Genomic DNA, 18,837 nt, shown 5'->3' on the forward strand with positions numbered 1-18,837 from the left:
TAAAGCGGTATGAGTTAAATTTATATAATATGATATAATTATATAATATAGAAGATAAGATTTAAAGGTGTGAAAATTAAAATGGAAGTACTAGAAGGATTAGTTGAAGGGATTATATTTAAAAGTGAAGATACGGGATATATAGTTAGTAAAGTTACAGCTAACAAGGAGTTAATTACAGTTGTTGGAATAATGCCATTGCTTAAAGAGGGACAGCAAATAAATTTTAAAGGGTCCTGGATTAATCATAAGCAATTTGGGCGACAATTTAATGTAGAGGAGTATCATGAATTATTACCTTCATCAGCGAAAGAGATTGAAAAATATTTATCTACTGGAATAATTCATGGTATAGGGCCGGTAACTGCAAAAAAAATAGTAAATAAATTTGGAGATAAGACTTTAGAAATTCTAGATAATAATATTGAAAGACTTAAAGAAGTTGATGGTATAGGTGAAAAAAAGTTTAACATAATATATGATTCTTATTTAGAGAGTAAAGATTTAAAAGATATAATAATGTTTTTTCAGAAACATGGAATGACTATAAATCAATGCTTGAAGATATATAAAAAGTTTGGTCCAGATTCAATAGATATAGTTTCTAAAAATCCATATGTACTAAATGATGAAATATCAGGAATAGGTTTCTTAACTGCAGATAGAATTGCTAGAAGTTTAGGAATTGAAATAGTATCGCCATTTAGAATACAGAGTGGGATTAGATATGTTCTTAATAATTTCTCTGGATTAGGAAATACATATATGCCACAGAATATGCTGATAGATGAATGTAAGAAGGTTCTTATGGTTGATGAAGAGCTTGTGGTAGAAAATATATATAATAGCGTCTTAGAAGGAAAATTAAAGGTAGAAAAAATTAATGGAATAGATGCAGTATATACTTTGCCATATTATTACTGTGAGCTAGGAGTAACTAATAAGATAATTACTTTAAGTATAGAAAACTTCCAAACAATTAATACTGATGTTTTATTTGAAATAGAATCTTTCGAAAAAAGATATAATATAAAATTTGCACCTGCTCAAAAAGAAGCTATTATTGGTGCATTTAACAATGGAATAGAGATAATAACAGGCGGTCCAGGTACAGGTAAAACGACAATTATAAAATGTATAATTGAGATATATGAAAATAGTGGTATGAAAGTGCTTTTAGCAGCACCAACAGGTAGAGCAGCTAAAAGAATGAGTGAGTCTACAGGGAGAGAGGCTAAAACTATACATAGACTTTTAGAGATGGGCGTAAGTGATGATGAAAACTCATTCTTTGGGAAAGGAGAAGGTGAGCCTTTAGAAGGGGATGTAATTATTATAGATGAGGCATCTATGATAGATATTATGCTTATGAATAGTCTTTTAAAGGCTATTAGATTAGGAACTAGGGTAATAATAGTTGGAGATGTTGATCAGTTGCCTTCTGTAGGGCCTGGAAATGTTCTGAGAGATTTAATAAATAGTAACTTTATAAATGTTGTAAGATTAAATGAAATCTTTAGACAGGGTAAAGAAAGTATGATTATAGTTAATGCTCATAAAATTAATAATGGTGAGCTACCATATCTAAATAAAAAAGATGGTGATTTTTTCTTTGACTCAAGGGAAAATATAGATGATATTTTAAAGACTATAATTGATTTGATAAATAGAAGATTACCTAATTTTAATTCAAAATGGAATAAGGTAAAAGATATACAAATTTTATCACCAACGAGAAAAGGGGTATTAGGAGTAGAAAATTTAAATAATGAGCTTCAAAAAATACTTAACCCTCCATCAAATCACAAAAAAGAAAAGAATGTTAGGGAAATGGTTTTTAGAGAAGGAGATAAAGTTATGCAAATAAAAAATAACTACTCTCTTAAATGGACTAGGATTAATGGCATTGGTGATGAAGAAGGAGTTGGAGTATTTAATGGTGATATGGGCTTTATTGAGTCTATAAATGAGGATAAGAGTACTTTAACAGTAATATTTGATGATGAACGAAGAGTTGTATATGAATTTGCTTTTTTAGATGAATTGGAACTTGCATATGCAATAACTGTACATAAAAGCCAGGGAAGTGAATTTAAAGTTGTAATAACTCCAGTCTTTATGGGGTCAGCATTTTTAATGAATAGGAATATACTATATACTGGGATAACAAGAGCTAAAGAATTAGTAGTTGTTGTTGGAAGTCAGAAAGCTCTTAAATATATGGTTACTAATACTAATAATGTAGAGAGATATTCTTCGTTAAAGGAAAGAATTATAGATATTACAGCAGATGAGAAGATAGTTAGGGATTAGAATTTAGAGAGGTTATGAAAGATGAATTATAAAGAGCTTAACAGTGCATTCAAAAAAATAAATAACTGGTATGAAAAGAAGAGTAAGGTACTTACTGTTAAAACTAGACCTTTTAATACATCTATTGTTTTTTCGAATTTAATAAATAAAGTTTTATATGACAATGGTAAGATACTGTATGTATGGTGTTGTAATGATAAAGAACAAGTGAAAAAGAGAAAAAGAGAATATTATAATATTTTAATAGGTGAACAAGAGAAGAACCACATAGGGGATAACATACACTTTATAACTATTGATTCGTTATCTGAAGTATATGATGAATTTGATCTTGTTGTATTCGATGATATAACGGTTTTTTCAACAGTATTAAAGGATGAGCTTAGAGATGCTGTAGAAGAAATATATTGGAGATCTGGAAAGATAATTATTTATTCTTCTGAGTATGTTTTTCCTATAGGAAACAAAATGGAATTGGCTTATTTATTAGATAATATTCCTATTGTAGAGCCAAGATTTATTCTAACTAGAATAAAGTTAGAAAATGATATACCATTAGCGCTATATGAATATTTTAAATGGTTTAAGAAAAACAAAAAGAGAGCTTTGATTATTGTTCCATCAGAATATATGTTAAATAAGATTTATAATAATTATTATAATACCTTAAAAAATGATGATATAAGAGTGGTTAAATACGTAAAAGAACAAAGTTTTGGATTTGTTGAAGATATATTGGATGGATATAATGATTCCGTTTTTATAGTTACTAACAGTATAGGGAATTATATAAATCATATAAATGACTTAAATATAGTAATGTTGTTTTCAGATGATGAATTATATACTTATAAGGATATAATTTATTTATGTGGATCTCTCAAGGTAAGTAATGAATTTTTGCCAGAAATACTGCTAGTGTCTAAAGAAATATCAGAAGATATGGATAAATCTAAAAATATAACAAGAGAATTTAATCAAAGGTTATGGGAAAGAAAAGTATTAAAGAAATAAGAGCAGTAATTTCAGCAATACTTGATTTGATTTATCCACCATTAAACAAATGTATAGTGTGTAGTAGTGAAGGTTTCATAGGGATATGTCCACTTTGTGAAAGTAAAATAAAGAGAGTAGAAAAACAAGACCATATATTATCTTATGGATATTATGGAGGAATTTTAAAAGAGTTAATACTAGCGTTTAAATATGAGAAAAATTTTACAGCAGCAAAGATTATTTCAGAATTATTGTTAGATTTAATATATGAAAGAAAAATAGAATGTGATGTGATTTGCTATGTGCCAATGAGTAAAAACTCTATTAAAAAGAGAGGTTTTAATCAATGTGAAGTAATCGCCAAACATTTAAGCGAAGAATTAAATATTCCAGTAAGTAAATCTCTTATTAAAATTAAAGATACTAAAGAACAAAAAAGTTTATCAAAAGAAGAAAGATATAAAAATATTAAAGATGCATTTGAAATAAGAGATAAAAAGATTTTAAATAAGAGAATTCTACTTATTGATGATGTAGTTACTACAGGGGCAACGTTGTTAGAATGTGAAAAAATATTTAAAAAATATAATGTAGAAGAAATTACTGTATTGACAATTGCAAAAAGCCATATATAATAGTAATGTAAAGTTAGGTCTGTGGATGAAAGTCGATGCCAGTCGCAGGCGAAACGATCCACGTAAGTTAAACAAAGTTTTAATGAGCATGGTGCGGTATAGAAGTAAGTCCTACCAGCAGCAATGCTGAGAGTGTTAGTAGTGAGAGGTTAATTCCGGGTAGCAAAAGCTCCAGTAGGCGAGTGTGGGGTCAAAATCCAGGTCAGCTAACTTTTACAAAAAAGCCACTAATTTTTTTGGAAATTAGTGGCTTTTTTGCGTAAATCTATAATAATAAAAGAAAAGTTAAGTAAAGTTTAAAGAGAAAGAGAATATTCAGAAAATTCAAACTCAACGAATCTTGCTTCATAAAAATCTAAAGAGTAGAATATATATATATAAAAGAATTTGAAATCTTAAAAGACACACAACAACAACGAATAGAGAGGGGTTGACCTTATGAGAGTAACAGTAATAGGTAAAAATATTAACGTGACACCAGCACTAAAGGAAATGATTGAGAAAAAGATTTCAAAACTAGATAGGTATTTTACTCCTGGAGTAGAAGCTAGAGCTACATTAAGTGTACAAAAGAATAGACAAATATTTGAAGTGACAATACCATTTAATGGCGTTGTACTAAGATGTGAAGAAGCAACAGATGATATGTATAAATCAATAGATTTAGTTGAAAACAAATTAGAAAGACAAATAAGAAAACAAAGAACTAAGTTATCAAGAAGAAACAACAATTCTTTAAAATTTGTTAACATAGAAGAAGTGGCATTAGAAGATGAAGGAACAACTGGAGAAATAGTAAAAACTAAAAAATTTAATATAAAACCAATGTCTGCAGAAGAAGCTATTTTACAAATGGAATTAGTACAACATGATTTCTTTGTATTTAAAGATGCAGATACAAATAATATTAATGTAATATATAAGAGAAAAGATGGAAACTATGGTGTATTAGAACCTGATTATGCGTAAATTATAAAGGAGCTCCTGATTTATGGAGCTCCTTTTAGATTTTGTGTAAACTTTATTTTTGTTGAATTATTAACATAATAAATGGTATAATTTATAAAAGGTACTTTAAGATAGAATAATGGTTTAAATTGAAAGGAAATACTTATGGGATTTTTAGAAAAACTATTTGGAACATATAGTGAAAGAGAAGTAAAAAAACTTCAAAGTATAGCTGATAAAATAGAAGCTTTAGAGCCATCTATGCAAGCTTTAACTGATGAAGAATTACAAAATAAAACAGTTGAATTTAAAGAAAGAATAGCTAAAGGAGAGTCTTTAGATAGTATATTACCAGAAGCTTTTGCTGTTTGTAGAGAAGCTTCTTGGAGAGTATTAGGAATGAAGCATTTCAGAGTTCAATTACTTGGTGGGATGGTACTTCATCAAGGAAGAATAGCTGAAATGAAAACAGGGGAAGGAAAAACACTTGTAGCTACATTGCCAGCATATCTTAATGGATTAACAGGCAAAGGTGTTCACGTTGTAACAGTTAATGACTATCTTGCAAAAACTCAAATGGAAGAGATGGGACATTTATATAATTTCTTAGGTTTAACAACTGGAGTTATAGTACACGGAATAACTAATGAAGAAAGAAGAGCTGCATATAACTGTGATATCACATACGGTACAAATAATGAATATGGATTTGATTATTTAAGAGATAATATGGTTATATATAAAGAAGAAATGGTTCAAAGAGAACTAAACTTTGCAATAGTGGATGAGGTTGACTCTATATTAATAGATGAAGCTAGAACTCCTCTTATAATTTCAGGAATGGGTGATAAATCAACTCAATTTTATAGTGTAGCTGATTATTTTGTTAAGACATTAATAAAGGATGTAGATTTTACTGTTGATGAAAAGGCAAATGCAGTTTTATTAACTGATGAAGGTATAGTTAAAGCAGAAAAATATTTTAGAATACCTAACTATGCTGATGCAGAGCATTTAAGTTTACAACACTATGTAACTCAAGCGCTTAAAGCTAACTATACGATGAAAATAGATAAAGACTATATGGTGAAAGATGATCAAATAGTTATAATAGATGAGTTTACAGGAAGACTTATGGAAGGTAGAAGATACTCAGATGGTCTTCACCAAGCTATAGAAGCTAAGGAAGGTGTTAAGATTCAAAGAGAATCTAAAACTTTAGCAACAATAACATTCCAAAATTACTTCAGAATGTATGATAAATTATCAGGTATGACAGGTACAGCTTTAACTGAGGAAAATGAATTTAGAGAAATCTATAACTTAGACGTTATTGTTATACCAACAAATAAGCCAGTTGCAAGAATAGATAGTTCAGATGTTGTTTACAAAAATGAAGCTGGTAAGTATAAGGCTATAATAAATGAAATAGTTGCTTCACACGAAAAGGGTCAACCAGTTTTAGTTGGTACTGCTAGTGTTGATAAATCTGAATATATTTCATCTTTATTAAAGAAGAGAGGAATAAAACATCAAGTACTTAATGCTAAATACCATGCTCAAGAAGCTGAAATAATATCTCATGCTGGTGAATATGGAGCTGTTACAATAGCTACTAATATGGCTGGTAGAGGTACAGATATTAAGCTTGGCGAAGGTGTTAGAGAAGCTGGTGGATTAAAGGTAATTGGTACTGAAAGACACGAATCAAGAAGAATAGATAACCAATTAAGAGGTAGATCTGGACGTCAAGGTGACCCAGGAGCATCATTATTCTTCATATCATTAGAAGATGATTTAATGAGAATTTTCGGATCAGAAAAGATTCAAGGTGTTATAGATAAGCTAGGACTTGAAGAAGATGAAGCAATAGAAAGTAAAATGGTTACTAAAGCTATAGAAAATGCTCAAAAGAAGGTTGAAGGTAACAACTTTGATATAAGAAAGAACTTACTTGGATATGATGACGTAATGAATCTTCAAAGAGAAGTTATTTATAGACAAAGAAGAGAAGTTTTAGAAGGTAAAAACTTAAAAGATCAAATAGAATCTATGATAGAAGAAGTAGTTACAGATGCTGTAAATTCTCACTTAATGGGTGAAGTTGAAAACTTAGAAGAGGAATTAGGAAAGTTACTACAATACTTAGGAGATATATGTTTACCTAATGGAGTTGTAACTGTAGAAGAATTAGCAAATCTTTCTAATGATGAAATAAAAGATAAATTATTATCAGTAATATTAGAAGCATACAGAGGTAAAGAGTTAGAATTTGGTGAAGAACAAATGAGAGAAATTGAAAGAGTAGTTCTTTTAAGAGTTGTTGACCAAAAATGGATGGCTCATATAGATAACATGGATCACTTAAAACAAGGAATGGGATTGAGAGCATATAAACAACAAGACCCAATTCAAGCATACCAAATGGAAGGTAGTGCAATGTTTGAGGAAATGATCGAAGGCATTAAGAATGAAACAGTTAAGTACTTATTCCACGTAAGAGTTGAAAGACCAGTGGAAAGAGAAAAGGTTGCAGAAGAAACTTCAGCTAGTCATGGAGCTGATGATAAAAGCTTAAAGAAAGAACCTGCAAGAAATGATAACAAAGTTGGAAGAAATGATGTTTGTCCTTGTGGAAGTGGAAAAAAATATAAAAACTGCTGCGGTAGAGGATTATAAAAAGGTGCCCTAATGGGCACTTTTTTAATTAATAATTTAAAATTTATAAAAAACTCATATAGAGTTTCAGTGTTAAAAATATATTATTATTTGAAATAGATAACTAAGATGATAAAATATAATAAATGAAATTAATAATAATTAATTGTTATATATTAATTATTAATTAACTAAAGGGGTTGATATAGTGTTAATTAAATTAGAGCAAGAACTTGCTAAACTTAATAGTTTAAAGGTTACATTAGATGAAATGAGGGCTTCTCTTTGACAAGGATAGTCTAGAAAAGAGATTTCAAGAACTTGAGCTTCAAATGCAAGAAAAAGGTTTTTGGGATGATATAAAAAGAGCTGAAGAAGTTACAAAGGAAAGCAAGAGTATCAAGGATAAAATAGATAGATTTGAAAGTTTAGTTAATAGAATAGATGATGTTGAAGTATTAGCAGAAATTGTAGAAGATGATGAAGAAACTGTAAATGAAATTATCTATGAAATTAGAGATATAGAAAAGCTGATTGAAGAGTATAGAATAGAGTTACTTTTATCTGGAGAATATGATAAAAATGATGCTATATTAAATCTTCATGCCGGTGTTGGCGGATCTGATGCTAATGATTGGACTGATATGTTACTTAGAATGTACACTAGATGGTGTGAAAAGAAAGGATATAAAGTTCAAGTAGTAGATTTATTAGAAGGTGATGAAGCGGGAATAAAGAGTGTTACTTTAAAAGTTAAAGGTGAATTTGCTTATGGATATTTAAAGGCTGAAAAAGGAATTCATAGATTAGTAAGAATATCACCTTTTAATGCTAATGGTAAAAGACAAACATCCTTTGCATCAGTAGAAGTATTGCCTGAGCTTACTAAAGATCAAGATATTGATATTAGACCAGAAGATTTAAAGATAGACACTTATAGAGCTAGTGGAGCAGGTGGGCAACACGTAAATAAAACTGAATCAGCTATAAGAATAACACATATACCTACTGGGATAGTTGTACAATGTCAGAATGAGAGAAGTCAATTTGCCAATAAGGATACAGCTATGGCTATGCTTAAATCAAAGCTTATTGAACTTAAGGATAGAGCTCATAAGGAAAAGATTGAAGACCTAACTGGAGAACTTAAGGATATGGGATGGGGAAGCCAAATAAGGTCATATGTATTCCATCCATATAATATGGTTAAAGATCATAGAACGAATGAGGAAACATCAAACTTAAGTGCTGTTATGGATGGTGGAATAGATCAATTTATAACTGCTTACTTAAAGCAAAACAATAAGTAAAATCTTTGAATATTAGATAAATTAAGAAAAGTAATATTTTTAAGACAGAAAAATATGCCTTCGTCAGATATAACATTTATGACGAAGGCATTTATTTATATTTGCGTAGTGGACAATTTACTGCTTTTTCTTAAGAAGAGGATATCCAATTAAAATACCTAAAATTATTGATAAAATAAGAATTAACAACTTATTGTAAAGAAATAAAGTAAACTTACTATAACAACTATCCATTATTTTTTGATTAACTATTTCATAAACAGAATCTATAGCATCCAAATTTATATAGGTTAAACTATCATATGGAGTATGAATTTTACTTAAATCACTATGGCAAAAGCTAACAGCATCTATACCTAATTTATTGAAGCTAGCATGGTCACTGGAGTCTTGATATAGTACCTCATAAGAAGTATTATTTTTTTTACATATATCCTCTAATGAGTTTAGCAATTCTGAATCTTTATCTTTGAAATCAACACCTTGCATAAATGTTATTGGAAAGCCAGTAATTCCAACCATATCAAAATTCATAACTTCTGAATTCTTTATATTAAATATATTTTCTTCAGCAAATTGTTTTGAGCCTAATAATCCAAATTCCTCTGCATTAAGTGCAACAAAAATTATATCACGATTAGGCTTTGCAAATGTGGAAAGGCTTCTTTGTAGTTCAAGGATAAAGCTTGTTCCAGATGCATTATCTAATGCACCACCATAGATATTACCTAAGCCATCTTGTCCAAGATGGTCAAAGTGTGCTGTAATAACTAAAGGAGCGGCTTCTTTATCAGTTCCTTCAATAACACCAACAACATTAGATATTGTTTTTGTTTCACTTTCAAAAGGAATATGAATAGAAATTTCTTTTCCTTCATTTAAGCTAGTAATTATCTTGTTTTTTGTATTTTCTGTTATCATAATAACTGCATCGTAAGGAAAATCACTCATAAATGAGCTTCTAAAATAAAGTTCTTCTTCTTTAGGAACAAAAAATAAAAATTTATTTTCGGAAGTAGTTACTTCAATTGAAAGAAAGAATGAAGAAATTTTATCTTTATTAGAGAAGGTAAAAGTATTTCCTCTAAAGTTAATCATATCTTCTTTAAAGTCAACTCCATATTGAAGTTCTTCTTCTACCTCACCGTTAGATAGTATTTTAAGATAAGGTGTTGTGTTTGTATAAACTGGACAGATAGTATCGAAATCTTTCTTATAACTATCATCACCATATGGTTTTAAATTGCTTTCTCTAAATTTATTTTCTATAAAATCTGCCACCATCGCATTTTCAGTAGAACCAGCTAAACGTCCATTATAAGTTTCAGAAGAAAGGAGACTTATAGTTTCTTTTACGTTGCTAGAATCAAAATCTGAATATGAATAGTTAAGCAAAATTAGGAAAAATAATAAAATAAATGTTATGGATAAGCTTAAAAGATATATAAGTTTTTTTCGCATAAAAATACCTCGAAATTATAATATATATCTAATACTATTATCTTAATGTTTGTAATATGATTAAAATAAATAAAATTATGTTTTTGAATAAGTTAAAACTATTACTCCGTTAATTAATGAGAAGATTAAACATATATAAATAAAAGTATTAAGTTGACCTTTAACGATAGAGAAAATACCACCAACTATAGTACAAAGTAAAGTCATTACGTTTAGAAATTTAATAAAACCGTTAGTACCTGATAGAATTTCCTTCATCGACGTTAATAAAATTAATATCAATGTTAAGAATATAAATATATTCTTAAGATTTGTAGAGAAATCAATAACGTAAAACTCATTTAATACGAGAAATGTTATAAATAGTATTAGCAGAATATACATAAATTTATTGATAAATTGAGGCATAATATCACCACCTAATTGTAAATATTTTACAATTATTATACAAGTTAATTTACTTAATATCAAGAGAGTAATGTTAACAAAGAAAAATATTAAAAAATAATTGGGAAATATTATATAATGGTATTGTAAGAAAAAATAATTGACATAAGTTTAGGAGGAGCTATGGTAAATATAGAGGAAAGATTAGTAAAGGAATTGGGAATACAACTAAAGCATGTTCAAAATGTTATTAGTTTATTAGATGAAGGTAATACAGTTCCTTTCATAGCTAGATATAGAAAAGAGCAAACAGGAGCAATGACCGATGAGGTTTTAAGAAAGTTTTTTGAAAGATTGACTTACCTTAGAAATTTAAAAGAAAGAAAAGAGGCAGTTTTAAAATCTATAGATGAGCAAGGAAAACTAACTGATGAAATAGTTAAAGCTTTAGAAGTAAGTGAAACTTTAACTGAGGTTGAAGATATATATAGACCATTTAAGCAAAAGAAAAGAACTAGAGCTACAATTGCATTAGAAAAAGGACTAAAGCCATTAGCTGAATTAATACTTGAAGGTAACTTTAAAGGGAATATAGAAGATGAAGCATCAAAGTATATAGATGAAGAAAAGAAAGTTTTATCTTCAGAAGATGCTATAAATGGAGCTCTTGATATAATTGCTGAAATTATATCTGATGAAGCAAGTTATAGAAAGTGGATAAGAGAACTTACTATAAGAGAAGGAAAAATTGAAACAAAAGGTAGTAGCGAAGAATCTACTCCGTATGAGATGTACTATGAATACAGTGAAGATGTGTCTAAGATTCCTCCACATAGAATATTAGCTATAAATAGAGGAGAAAAAGAAAAAATCCTTTCAGTAAAAATAAATGTAAATGAAGAAAAGATATTATCATATCTAGAAAATAAAATTTTAAAGAAAAATGATGTAACTGATAAATACTTATCTTTAGCAATTAAAGATTCATATAAGAGATTAATATTTCCTTCAATAGAAAGAGAAGTAAGAAGTGAACTTACAGATAAAGGTGAAGAGGGTGCAATATTAATATTTAAAGAGAATTTAAAGTCATTACTTATGCAGCCACCTATAAAAGGAAAAGTTGTCATGGGATTTGACCCAGGATTTAGAACAGGATGTAAGGTAGCTGTATTAGATTCTACTGGTAAATTTTTAGAGAAGGCCACTGTATATCCTACATTACCTAAGAATGATGTAAGTGGAACTAAAAAGATTTTAAAAGAGCTTATAAATAAATATGATGTAGAAGTAATATCTCTTGGTAATGGAACAGCATCAAGAGAATCAGAGGAAGTTATTTCAGAGATGATATCTGAAATTAAACAAGAAACAGGCAAGGAATTGGTTTATGTTATAGTTTCCGAATCAGGAGCATCAGTATATTCAGCATCAGAGCTTGCAACTAAGGAGTATCCAGATTTAGACGTTACTATAAGAGGAGCAATTTCGATTGGTAGAAGACTTCAAGATCCAATGGCTGAGCTTGTAAAAATAGAGCCAAAAGCTTTAGGAGTAGGCCAATATCAACATGATGTTGCCCCTAAAAGATTAGATGAATCGTTAACTGGGGTTGTTGAGGATTCTGTTAATAAAGTTGGAGTAGATTTAAATACTGCTACACCATCATTACTAACTTATGTTGCTGGTATAAATTCAGCAATAGCTAATAATATTGTAGCGTATAGAGATGAAGTTGGTGGATTTACTTCTAGAAAGGAATTATTAAAGGTTAAAAGATTAGGTCAAAAGGCATTTGAACAATGTGCTGGTTTCTTAAGAGTTATGGAAAGTAAAGAACCTTTAGATAATACTTCAGTTCATCCAGAATCATATGGAGTAGCAACTAAACTTATTGAAATGTTAGGATATACTAAAGAAGATTTAAAGAATAGAAAATTAGATGATATAAACGAAAGAGTTTCTGAAAAAGGATTAAATAATATAATAAAGGAATTAGAAGTTGGAGAAATTACTTTAAAAGATATTATAAAAGAATTACAAAAGCCAGGTAGAGATCCAAGAGAAGATATGCCAAAACCAATATTAAAAACTGGTGTTGTAGATATAAAAGATTTAACGCCAGGAATGATTCTTATGGGTACAGTAAGAAATGTATCTGACTTTGGTGCGTTTGTAGATATTGGAGTGCATCAAGATGGTCTTGTTCATAAAAGTCAAATGGCAAATAGATTTGTAAAGCATCCATTAGATATAGTTAAAGTAGGCGATGTTATTAAAGTTAAAATAATGGAAGTTGATGAAAAAAGAAAGAGAATTTCATTAACAATGAAAGATATAGATAAATAGAAAAAAATTGAAAAAACTATTGAAAATAGTAATATGAGAGAATATAATATAAGTGAAATAATAATTTAATAAAATTATCTTCAGGGCAGGGTGTAATTCCCTACCGGCGGTATAGCCCGCGAGCTCGAAAGAGTATGATTCGGTGAAACTCCGAAGCCGACAGTAAAGTCTGGATGAAAGAAGGTAGTAAGTTAGAAAAATTGATGCTATTTTTGCATTTAATCTAATTAGCTTGTTTTTTTATGCCCTGGTGAATTTTCATCAGGGTTTTTATGTATTAAAAATTTTAATTTAAGCAAAATATAGATAAGACAAGCAATTTGAATTCTAACAAATTACCCCAGAGGATAACTTTTGGGAGGAGAGTAAAATGAATAATTCAAACAAAAATGTAAACAAAATGATTAAAATTTCTTTGCTGGTGGCTATTGCTGTTGTATTAATGTATTTCGATTTTCCAATAATACCATTATTCCCATGGTTAAAAATTGATTTAAGTGAAGTTCCAGCTTTAATGGGTGGATTTGCTTATGGTCCAGTAGCTGGTGGAGCTATAGTTATCTTAAAGGTATTATTGAGATTCCTAGTTAAGGGAACACAAACAGGGTTTATTGGAGAATTAGCAAATATTATTGTTGGGTTAGCTTTAGTTGTTCCGGCAGCGTGGATTTATAATAGAAACAAGAGTAAGAAAACAGCTATTATCGGTATGATAGTTGGTGGGCTTGTTATGGAAGTACTAGGAATTGTAGCAAATGTATATTTATTATTACCTGCATATGGAATGCAAATGAATCCAGCGGAATTAAGTAAATATATTACGGTAGGGCTATTACCTTTCAATGGAGTAAAAGCTCTAATAGTATCAGTAATAACATATCTTTTATATAAAAAGGTATCTGTTGCAATATTCAAAGTTGATAGTAACTTTGGAAAAAGCAAAAAACAAATAGCTTAGTAAATGATAAAGTAAAAATGGCAAATGGCAAATTATTTTTGAAACCTCGTAGAAGTTTCTACTTTAATTTGTCATTTGCCATTCGTTATTTGTGGTTAATTATCTCTTTTCCACATTATAATAGCATCTTCTCCGTTATCAGAATAATACTTTTTTCTTATACCTTCTTCTTTAAAATTAAACTTTTTATAAAGATTTTGAGCAGCTATATTAGATGTTCTCACTTCTAATGTTATATCTGTACAATTATGTTCTTTACAAACTTCCAAAAGCTTTATTAAGAGATTAGAAGCTATTCCTTTTTTTCTATAAGATGGATTAACAGCTATATTAGTAATATCACCTTCGCCAGCAACTATCCACACACCTGCATAACCAATTACTTCCTTTGTGGATAAATCTTCGGCAATTACATATTTTGCTAATGGGTTTTCTATTTCATAAGTTATAGAATCTAAGCTCCAAGGAACGTTAAAACATATTTTGCTTAATTCAAAAACACCATTAATATGAGAACTATCCATGAGTTTATAATCTATTTTCATTTTTCATAGCCAACCTTTGTTCTAATTCTCTTACTGCTTGAGGTTTCTTTAAGTAAAGAGGAGCTGAATTCTTATCATCAAAGTTTCCATTCTTTAATTCAATCATTCCAAGTTCTCCAAGTGAAGAAGCTTTTATAATATTTAAGTGATTTGGTGCAAATATAGCATTAGGAATATTTTCTTTTAAATAATCTTTGTGTTTATAAACACCATCACCAGTAAATATAACTTTTTCTCCTTTAGAGTTTATTTCAGTAGCTAACTCTTCTAAAGAAAGAGCAGAATAATCTATAACTTTAGTTAATTTGCCATCGACATTTTTGTAAATGCAAGTAAATACACTATCTCTCAATGCATCCATGATTGGACATATAAGTCCATCGAAGTTTATAAGAGAATATGCTAAAGCATCTAAACTAGAAATGCTAACATAAGGTTTATTACTTCCCATGCTTAACCCTTTTACAGTAGCCATGCCAATTCTTAATCCTGTAAATGAACCAGGACCTTTTGATACTACAAACCCATCAACATCATTTATATCAACTTCGCAATCCTTAAGAAGTTCTTCTACTTTTTCCATTAAAATAACAGAATGTTCTCTTTTAAAATTAATAGTAAATTCACCTAGTACATGTTCATCTCTAAGAAGAGCAACAGTTGTTACCAAGGATGAAGAATCCATACTTAAAACTATCATATTTTTAACTCCTTTATGTAATCATATCTTTCGCCATATGGCTTTAATGTAATATTTCTAAAGTTTTCACCTTTATCTAAGTCTTTTTCTATATGAATATGTAGATATTCATTAGGTAAAATATCTTCTATATAATTAGCCCATTCGATTACTGAAACACCATCTGAAAATATATAATCATCAAAACCTATAGCATATATCTCGTCAGGATCAGATACTCTATAAACGTCAAAGTGATAAAATTTTAATCTTCCAGAATCATATTCATTTACTATAGTAAATGTAGGACTAGTAATATGGTCATCAATTCCTAAACCTTTAGCTATACCTTTAGTTATGTGAGTTTTACCAGTTCCTAAATCACCGGTTAAACATACTATATCACCTGATTTTAAAATCTTACCTAACTCTAATCCAATAGCAGTAGTTTGATCAACGCTATTAACAGAAAAAATCATAAAAAATCCTCCAGTATATAGTTAATAGTAAGAGAGCAATAAACTTAACTATAATAAATTTTTAACTCTTAACTTTTAACTCTTAATTATTAACTATCTTTTATTTTATCCAAAAAGGTGAAAAAAGAAAAGAATTATAAAAAAATACTATAAAAAATGTTGATTTTAATAAAAATATATTATATAATAACTTATGTCTTAGGGGTATGGCTCAACGGTAGAGTAGTGGTCTCCAAAACCATTGGTTGTGGGTTCAAATCCTACTGCCCCTGCCAAATAGAAACTAGTAAGCGAAGCTTGCTAGTTTTTTTGCGTAAAGCTCTAAATTTAAATTTAGCTAGATGAATGTGACTGACAATAAAAATGTTAATTTTGTTATTGTAAATTACACTATAAAAATATAATATAAGTGTTTTAAAATAAAAATTATGTATAGAATTAAGAGGTAAAGATTATAGATTGGAGATAGCTATGGAGAAAGCTTTAGAGATATTAAAAAAGTATTATGGATATAACTCCTTTAGAGGAAAGCAAGAAGAAATTATTAGTGAAATACTAAAAGGTAATGATGTATTGACAATAATGCCAACTGGTGGAGGTAAATCTATATGCTATCAGGTACCAGCTATGCTTTTAGATGGTATAACATTAGTAATATCACCTCTTATTTCATTAATGAAAGACCAAGTAGATAGTATAAATAACATAGGGATACAGTCTGCGTATATAAATTCATCATTAAGTAATTTAGAAATAAATGATATATTAGGAAAAGTTAAAAATGGAGAAATAAAGATATTATATGTAGCGCCAGAAAGATTAGAGTCTAATGAATTTTTAACTTTGATAACTCAGATAGAAATATCTCAAATTGCAATAGATGAAGCTCATTGCGTATCACAATGGGGACATGATTTTAGAGTTAGCTATAGGAGAATTAGTAGATTTATTTCATTACTAACTAAAAGGCCTATAGTAACAGCATTTACAGCTACTGCTACAGAAGAAGTAAGAAGAGATATAATAGAAAAATTAACTCTTAAAAATCCAAAGATTTTTATATCAGGCTTTGATAGAGAAAATTTAAAGATAGTAGTTGAAAAGGGTGTAATTAGAAAAAATTATTTATTAGATTATATAGAAAAAAATAAAGATGAATCAGGTATTATATATTGTGCGACTAGAAAAGAGGTTGATAACCTTCATAGCTTCCTAATTCAAAAGGGTATAGATGTTGAAAAGTATCATGCTGGATTAGGAGATGAAGAAAGAAAAAGAGCACAAGAAGATTTTATATATGATAAATCAAAGATTATAATAGCTACTAATGCCTTCGGAATGGGAATAGATAAACCTAATATAAGATATGTAATTCACTATAATATGCCTAAAAATATTGAAGGCTATTATCAAGAGATAGGTAGAGCTGGAAGAGACGGAGAAAACAGTGAGTGTATAATGTTATTTTCTCCATCAGATGTTCAGACTCAAAGATATATTATAGATGCTGGAACTGTGGATCCTGTAAGAAAAGAGAATGAGCTTTCAAAATTACAAACGATGATTAATTTTGTATATAGCCAAGAATGTTATAGAAAATTTATCTTAAAATATTTTGGAGAAGAAGTTGAGGAAGATTGTAATAATTGCAGCAATTGTGAAGCTCAAGGTGAGTTAGTTGATAAAACAGAAGATGCTCAAAAAGTTATTTCATGTGCTTATAGAATGGGACAAAAATATGGAATAGGTATGATTGTGGATGTTCTTAGAGGTTCTACAAATAAGAAGGTTATTGAATTAGGATTAGATAAATTATCTACTTATAATATAATGAAAAATTACACTAAAGATAAATTATCTGAATTTATAAATATATTAATATCTCATGGATATCTTAATTATAGGGGAGAGTACCCTGTAGTTACTTTAAACAATAAGTCTGTAGAAATAGTTAAAGGTCAAAGACAAGTATTTGTAAGACAAATTAATGTTAAGAAAACAGTATCTAAAAATAATGAATTGTTTAATATATTGAGAATTATAAGAATGGAGATAGCGTCAGAAGAGAAAATACCTCCATATATTATATTTGGTGATAATACATTAAAAGAGTTTAGTACAAGAATGCCAATAACAGAAGAACAATTTTTAGATATTAGTGGAGTTGGTAAAGCTAAGCTTGAAAAGTATGGCGAAATATTTATGGAAGCTATAAGAAAATATATAAATGAAAATAATATTAACGTAAACTTTGTATTTAATACTACAACTAAAGAAGTAAGAGAGACAAAGAGTAAAGGTGATATAAAAGAAAAATCTTATGTTACAACTGTTAATATGTTAAGAAAAAATATAAGTTTTGAGGATGTAGCTAAGGAAAGAGGTATTACTATTCAAACTATATTTAATCATATAGAACAATACTTAGCTGATAATAATGACTTGGGGTTTGATATAAACTTTAGTGATTTTTTTACAGATGAAGAAGAAGCTATTATTGATAAAGCTATAGAAGAAGTAGGGGCAAATACTTTAAAGCCAATAAAAGAAAGAGTCCCTGAAAACATAACTTATAATGCAATAAAGGCCGTAATTTTAAAGAAATTCATTATGAATAACAATATATAACTTAGAAAAATAAGCTGATACATATTAGCTTATTTTTTTTATTTACTAGAGATGTATGAAACAATATGTTACAAATAAGAAACAAATTTTAAATAGTAGGTATTTGTTTTATTATCTTTGAAAACTATTACAATTTTATGCGTTTAGTTGTACAATGTAATCAAATAAAAGAAATAAAATAGAAAAAAGGTGTGATTATTTATGACGTATACAATAGAAATGAATGGAGCTCAAATGAAGTTCATAAGAGAGTTTTTTGATAACTATGAAGATGATAAAGTTAAATTAACTTTAAAAGACGGTTCTAATAGAATAAAGGTTGTTTATACTGCAGAGTCAGATTTAGAAAAATCAGAACTTGAAGGTCATTTAAAGACATCATTTAAGACTAAATCAAAATATGCAAGTGCACTTTATTACACAATACATGTAAAATAGTTAATATCCTAATTTAGGACAAGTATATATAGTAAGAATTAAAGCAATAAAAT

15 protein-coding genes, 1 tRNA gene and 1 riboswitch are annotated in these 18,837 nt (G+C 28.7%); of the genes, 11 read left to right on the forward strand and 5 right to left on the reverse strand.

The annotated features are described in order from the left end of the window. Positions 1–81 precede the first annotated feature (81 nt). The 6 genes from recD2 to prfB all read left to right on the forward strand — a co-directional run bounded on the left by recD2 (position 82) and on the right by prfB (position 8,860). Positions 82–2,313 carry an SF1B family DNA helicase RecD2 gene (gene recD2 / locus LQE93_RS06920; protein ID WP_055265603.1) on the forward strand — a complete coding sequence of 744 codons (2,232 nt, stop codon included), beginning with the start codon at positions 82–84 and terminating at the stop codon, positions 2,311–2,313. A 21-nt stretch (positions 2,314–2,334) separates the two neighbouring features. Beyond that, positions 2,335–3,327: a hypothetical protein gene (locus LQE93_RS06925; RefSeq protein WP_231072778.1), complete on the forward strand. Its 993-nt coding sequence runs from the start codon at positions 2,335–2,337 to the stop codon at positions 3,325–3,327. After that, positions 3,300–3,944: a ComF family protein gene (locus tag LQE93_RS06930; RefSeq protein ID WP_055265599.1), complete on the forward strand. Its 645-nt coding sequence runs from the start codon at positions 3,300–3,302 to the stop codon at positions 3,942–3,944. Before LQE93_RS06925 ends, LQE93_RS06930 begins: the two co-directional genes overlap by 28 nt. A 438-nt stretch (positions 3,945–4,382) precedes the next feature. Next, positions 4,383–4,913 carry a ribosome hibernation-promoting factor, HPF/YfiA family gene (gene hpf / locus LQE93_RS06935; protein ID WP_055265597.1) on the forward strand — a complete coding sequence of 177 codons (531 nt, stop codon included), beginning with the start codon at positions 4,383–4,385 and terminating at the stop codon, positions 4,911–4,913. 144 nt (positions 4,914–5,057) lie between these two features. Next, complete coding sequence (gene secA, locus LQE93_RS06940) at positions 5,058–7,571, forward strand: preprotein translocase subunit SecA (RefSeq protein ID WP_055265595.1); 2,514 nt, start codon at positions 5,058–5,060, stop codon at positions 7,569–7,571. 187 nt (positions 7,572–7,758) lie between these two features. Then, positions 7,759–8,860 (forward strand): peptide chain release factor 2 gene (gene prfB, locus LQE93_RS06945; protein ID WP_187361737.1). Its coding sequence is split into 2 segments (ribosomal slippage): positions 7,759–7,836 and positions 7,838–8,860, totalling 1,101 coding nucleotides; the frame shifts between segments, so codons are not numbered across the junction. Positions 8,861–8,977: 117 nt separating this feature from the next. Here the strand turns inward: prfB and LQE93_RS06950 are convergent. Next, the gene (locus LQE93_RS06950) at positions 8,978–10,321 is read right to left on the reverse strand and encodes a M28 family metallopeptidase (RefSeq protein WP_231072779.1); all 1,344 of its coding nucleotides are present in this window, start codon (positions 10,319–10,321) and stop codon (positions 8,978–8,980) included. Positions 10,322–10,396: 75 nt separating this feature from the next. Further along, positions 10,397–10,729, reverse strand: a complete 333-nt coding sequence (locus LQE93_RS06955; RefSeq protein ID WP_186839403.1) for a hypothetical protein — start codon at positions 10,727–10,729, stop codon at positions 10,397–10,399. Positions 10,730–10,891: 162 nt separating this feature from the next. Here LQE93_RS06955 and LQE93_RS06960 point away from each other — a divergent pair, with 162 nt between their 5' ends. Together LQE93_RS06960 and LQE93_RS06965 are read left to right on the forward strand one after the other, a co-directional pair. Further along, positions 10,892–13,057: a Tex family protein gene (locus tag LQE93_RS06960; RefSeq protein WP_231072781.1), complete on the forward strand. Its 2,166-nt coding sequence runs from the start codon at positions 10,892–10,894 to the stop codon at positions 13,055–13,057. A gap of 72 nt (positions 13,058–13,129) precedes the next feature. Next, positions 13,130–13,246, forward strand: a riboswitch (FMN riboswitch). Between the two features lie 181 nt (positions 13,247–13,427). Then, positions 13,428–14,015, forward strand: coding sequence for an ECF transporter S component (locus tag LQE93_RS06965; RefSeq protein ID WP_055265585.1), 588 nt, complete (start codon positions 13,428–13,430; stop codon positions 14,013–14,015). A 95-nt stretch (positions 14,016–14,110) separates the two neighbouring features. Here LQE93_RS06965 and rimI read toward each other — a convergent pair whose 3' ends face one another. The 3 genes from rimI to tsaE are packed head-to-tail and all read right to left on the reverse strand — an operon-like array spanning position 14,111 to position 15,718. Then, the gene (gene rimI / locus LQE93_RS06970) at positions 14,111–14,560 is read right to left on the reverse strand and encodes a ribosomal protein S18-alanine N-acetyltransferase (protein ID WP_055265583.1); all 450 of its coding nucleotides are present in this window, start codon (positions 14,558–14,560) and stop codon (positions 14,111–14,113) included. Next, positions 14,544–15,260: a tRNA (adenosine(37)-N6)-threonylcarbamoyltransferase complex dimerization subunit type 1 TsaB gene (gene tsaB, locus LQE93_RS06975; protein WP_055265581.1), complete on the reverse strand. Its 717-nt coding sequence runs from the start codon at positions 15,258–15,260 to the stop codon at positions 14,544–14,546. Before tsaB ends, rimI begins: the two co-directional genes overlap by 17 nt. Then, positions 15,257–15,718, reverse strand: a complete 462-nt coding sequence (gene tsaE, locus LQE93_RS06980; protein WP_055265579.1) for a tRNA (adenosine(37)-N6)-threonylcarbamoyltransferase complex ATPase subunit type 1 TsaE — start codon at positions 15,716–15,718, stop codon at positions 15,257–15,259. The genes tsaB and tsaE overlap by 4 nt, the downstream gene beginning before the upstream one ends. Before the next feature lie 200 nt (positions 15,719–15,918). Between tsaE and LQE93_RS06985 the strand changes: the two genes are divergently transcribed. From LQE93_RS06985 to LQE93_RS06995, 3 genes are all read left to right on the forward strand, one after another. Next, positions 15,919–15,993, forward strand: a tRNA-Trp gene (locus LQE93_RS06985). 196 nt (positions 15,994–16,189) lie between these two features. Further along, the gene (recQ, locus tag LQE93_RS06990; protein WP_055265577.1) at positions 16,190–18,346 is read left to right on the forward strand and encodes a DNA helicase RecQ; all 2,157 of its coding nucleotides are present in this window, start codon (positions 16,190–16,192) and stop codon (positions 18,344–18,346) included. Positions 18,347–18,547: 201 nt separating this feature from the next. Then, complete coding sequence (locus LQE93_RS06995) at positions 18,548–18,784, forward strand: hypothetical protein (RefSeq protein WP_055265575.1); 237 nt, start codon at positions 18,548–18,550, stop codon at positions 18,782–18,784. Positions 18,785–18,837: the final 53 nt, after the last annotated feature.

The sequence above is a fragment of the Clostridium sp. NSJ-145 genome, assembly GCF_021044725.1.
Taxonomy (GTDB): domain Bacteria; phylum Bacillota; class Clostridia; order Clostridiales; family Clostridiaceae; genus Clostridium; species Clostridium disporicum_B.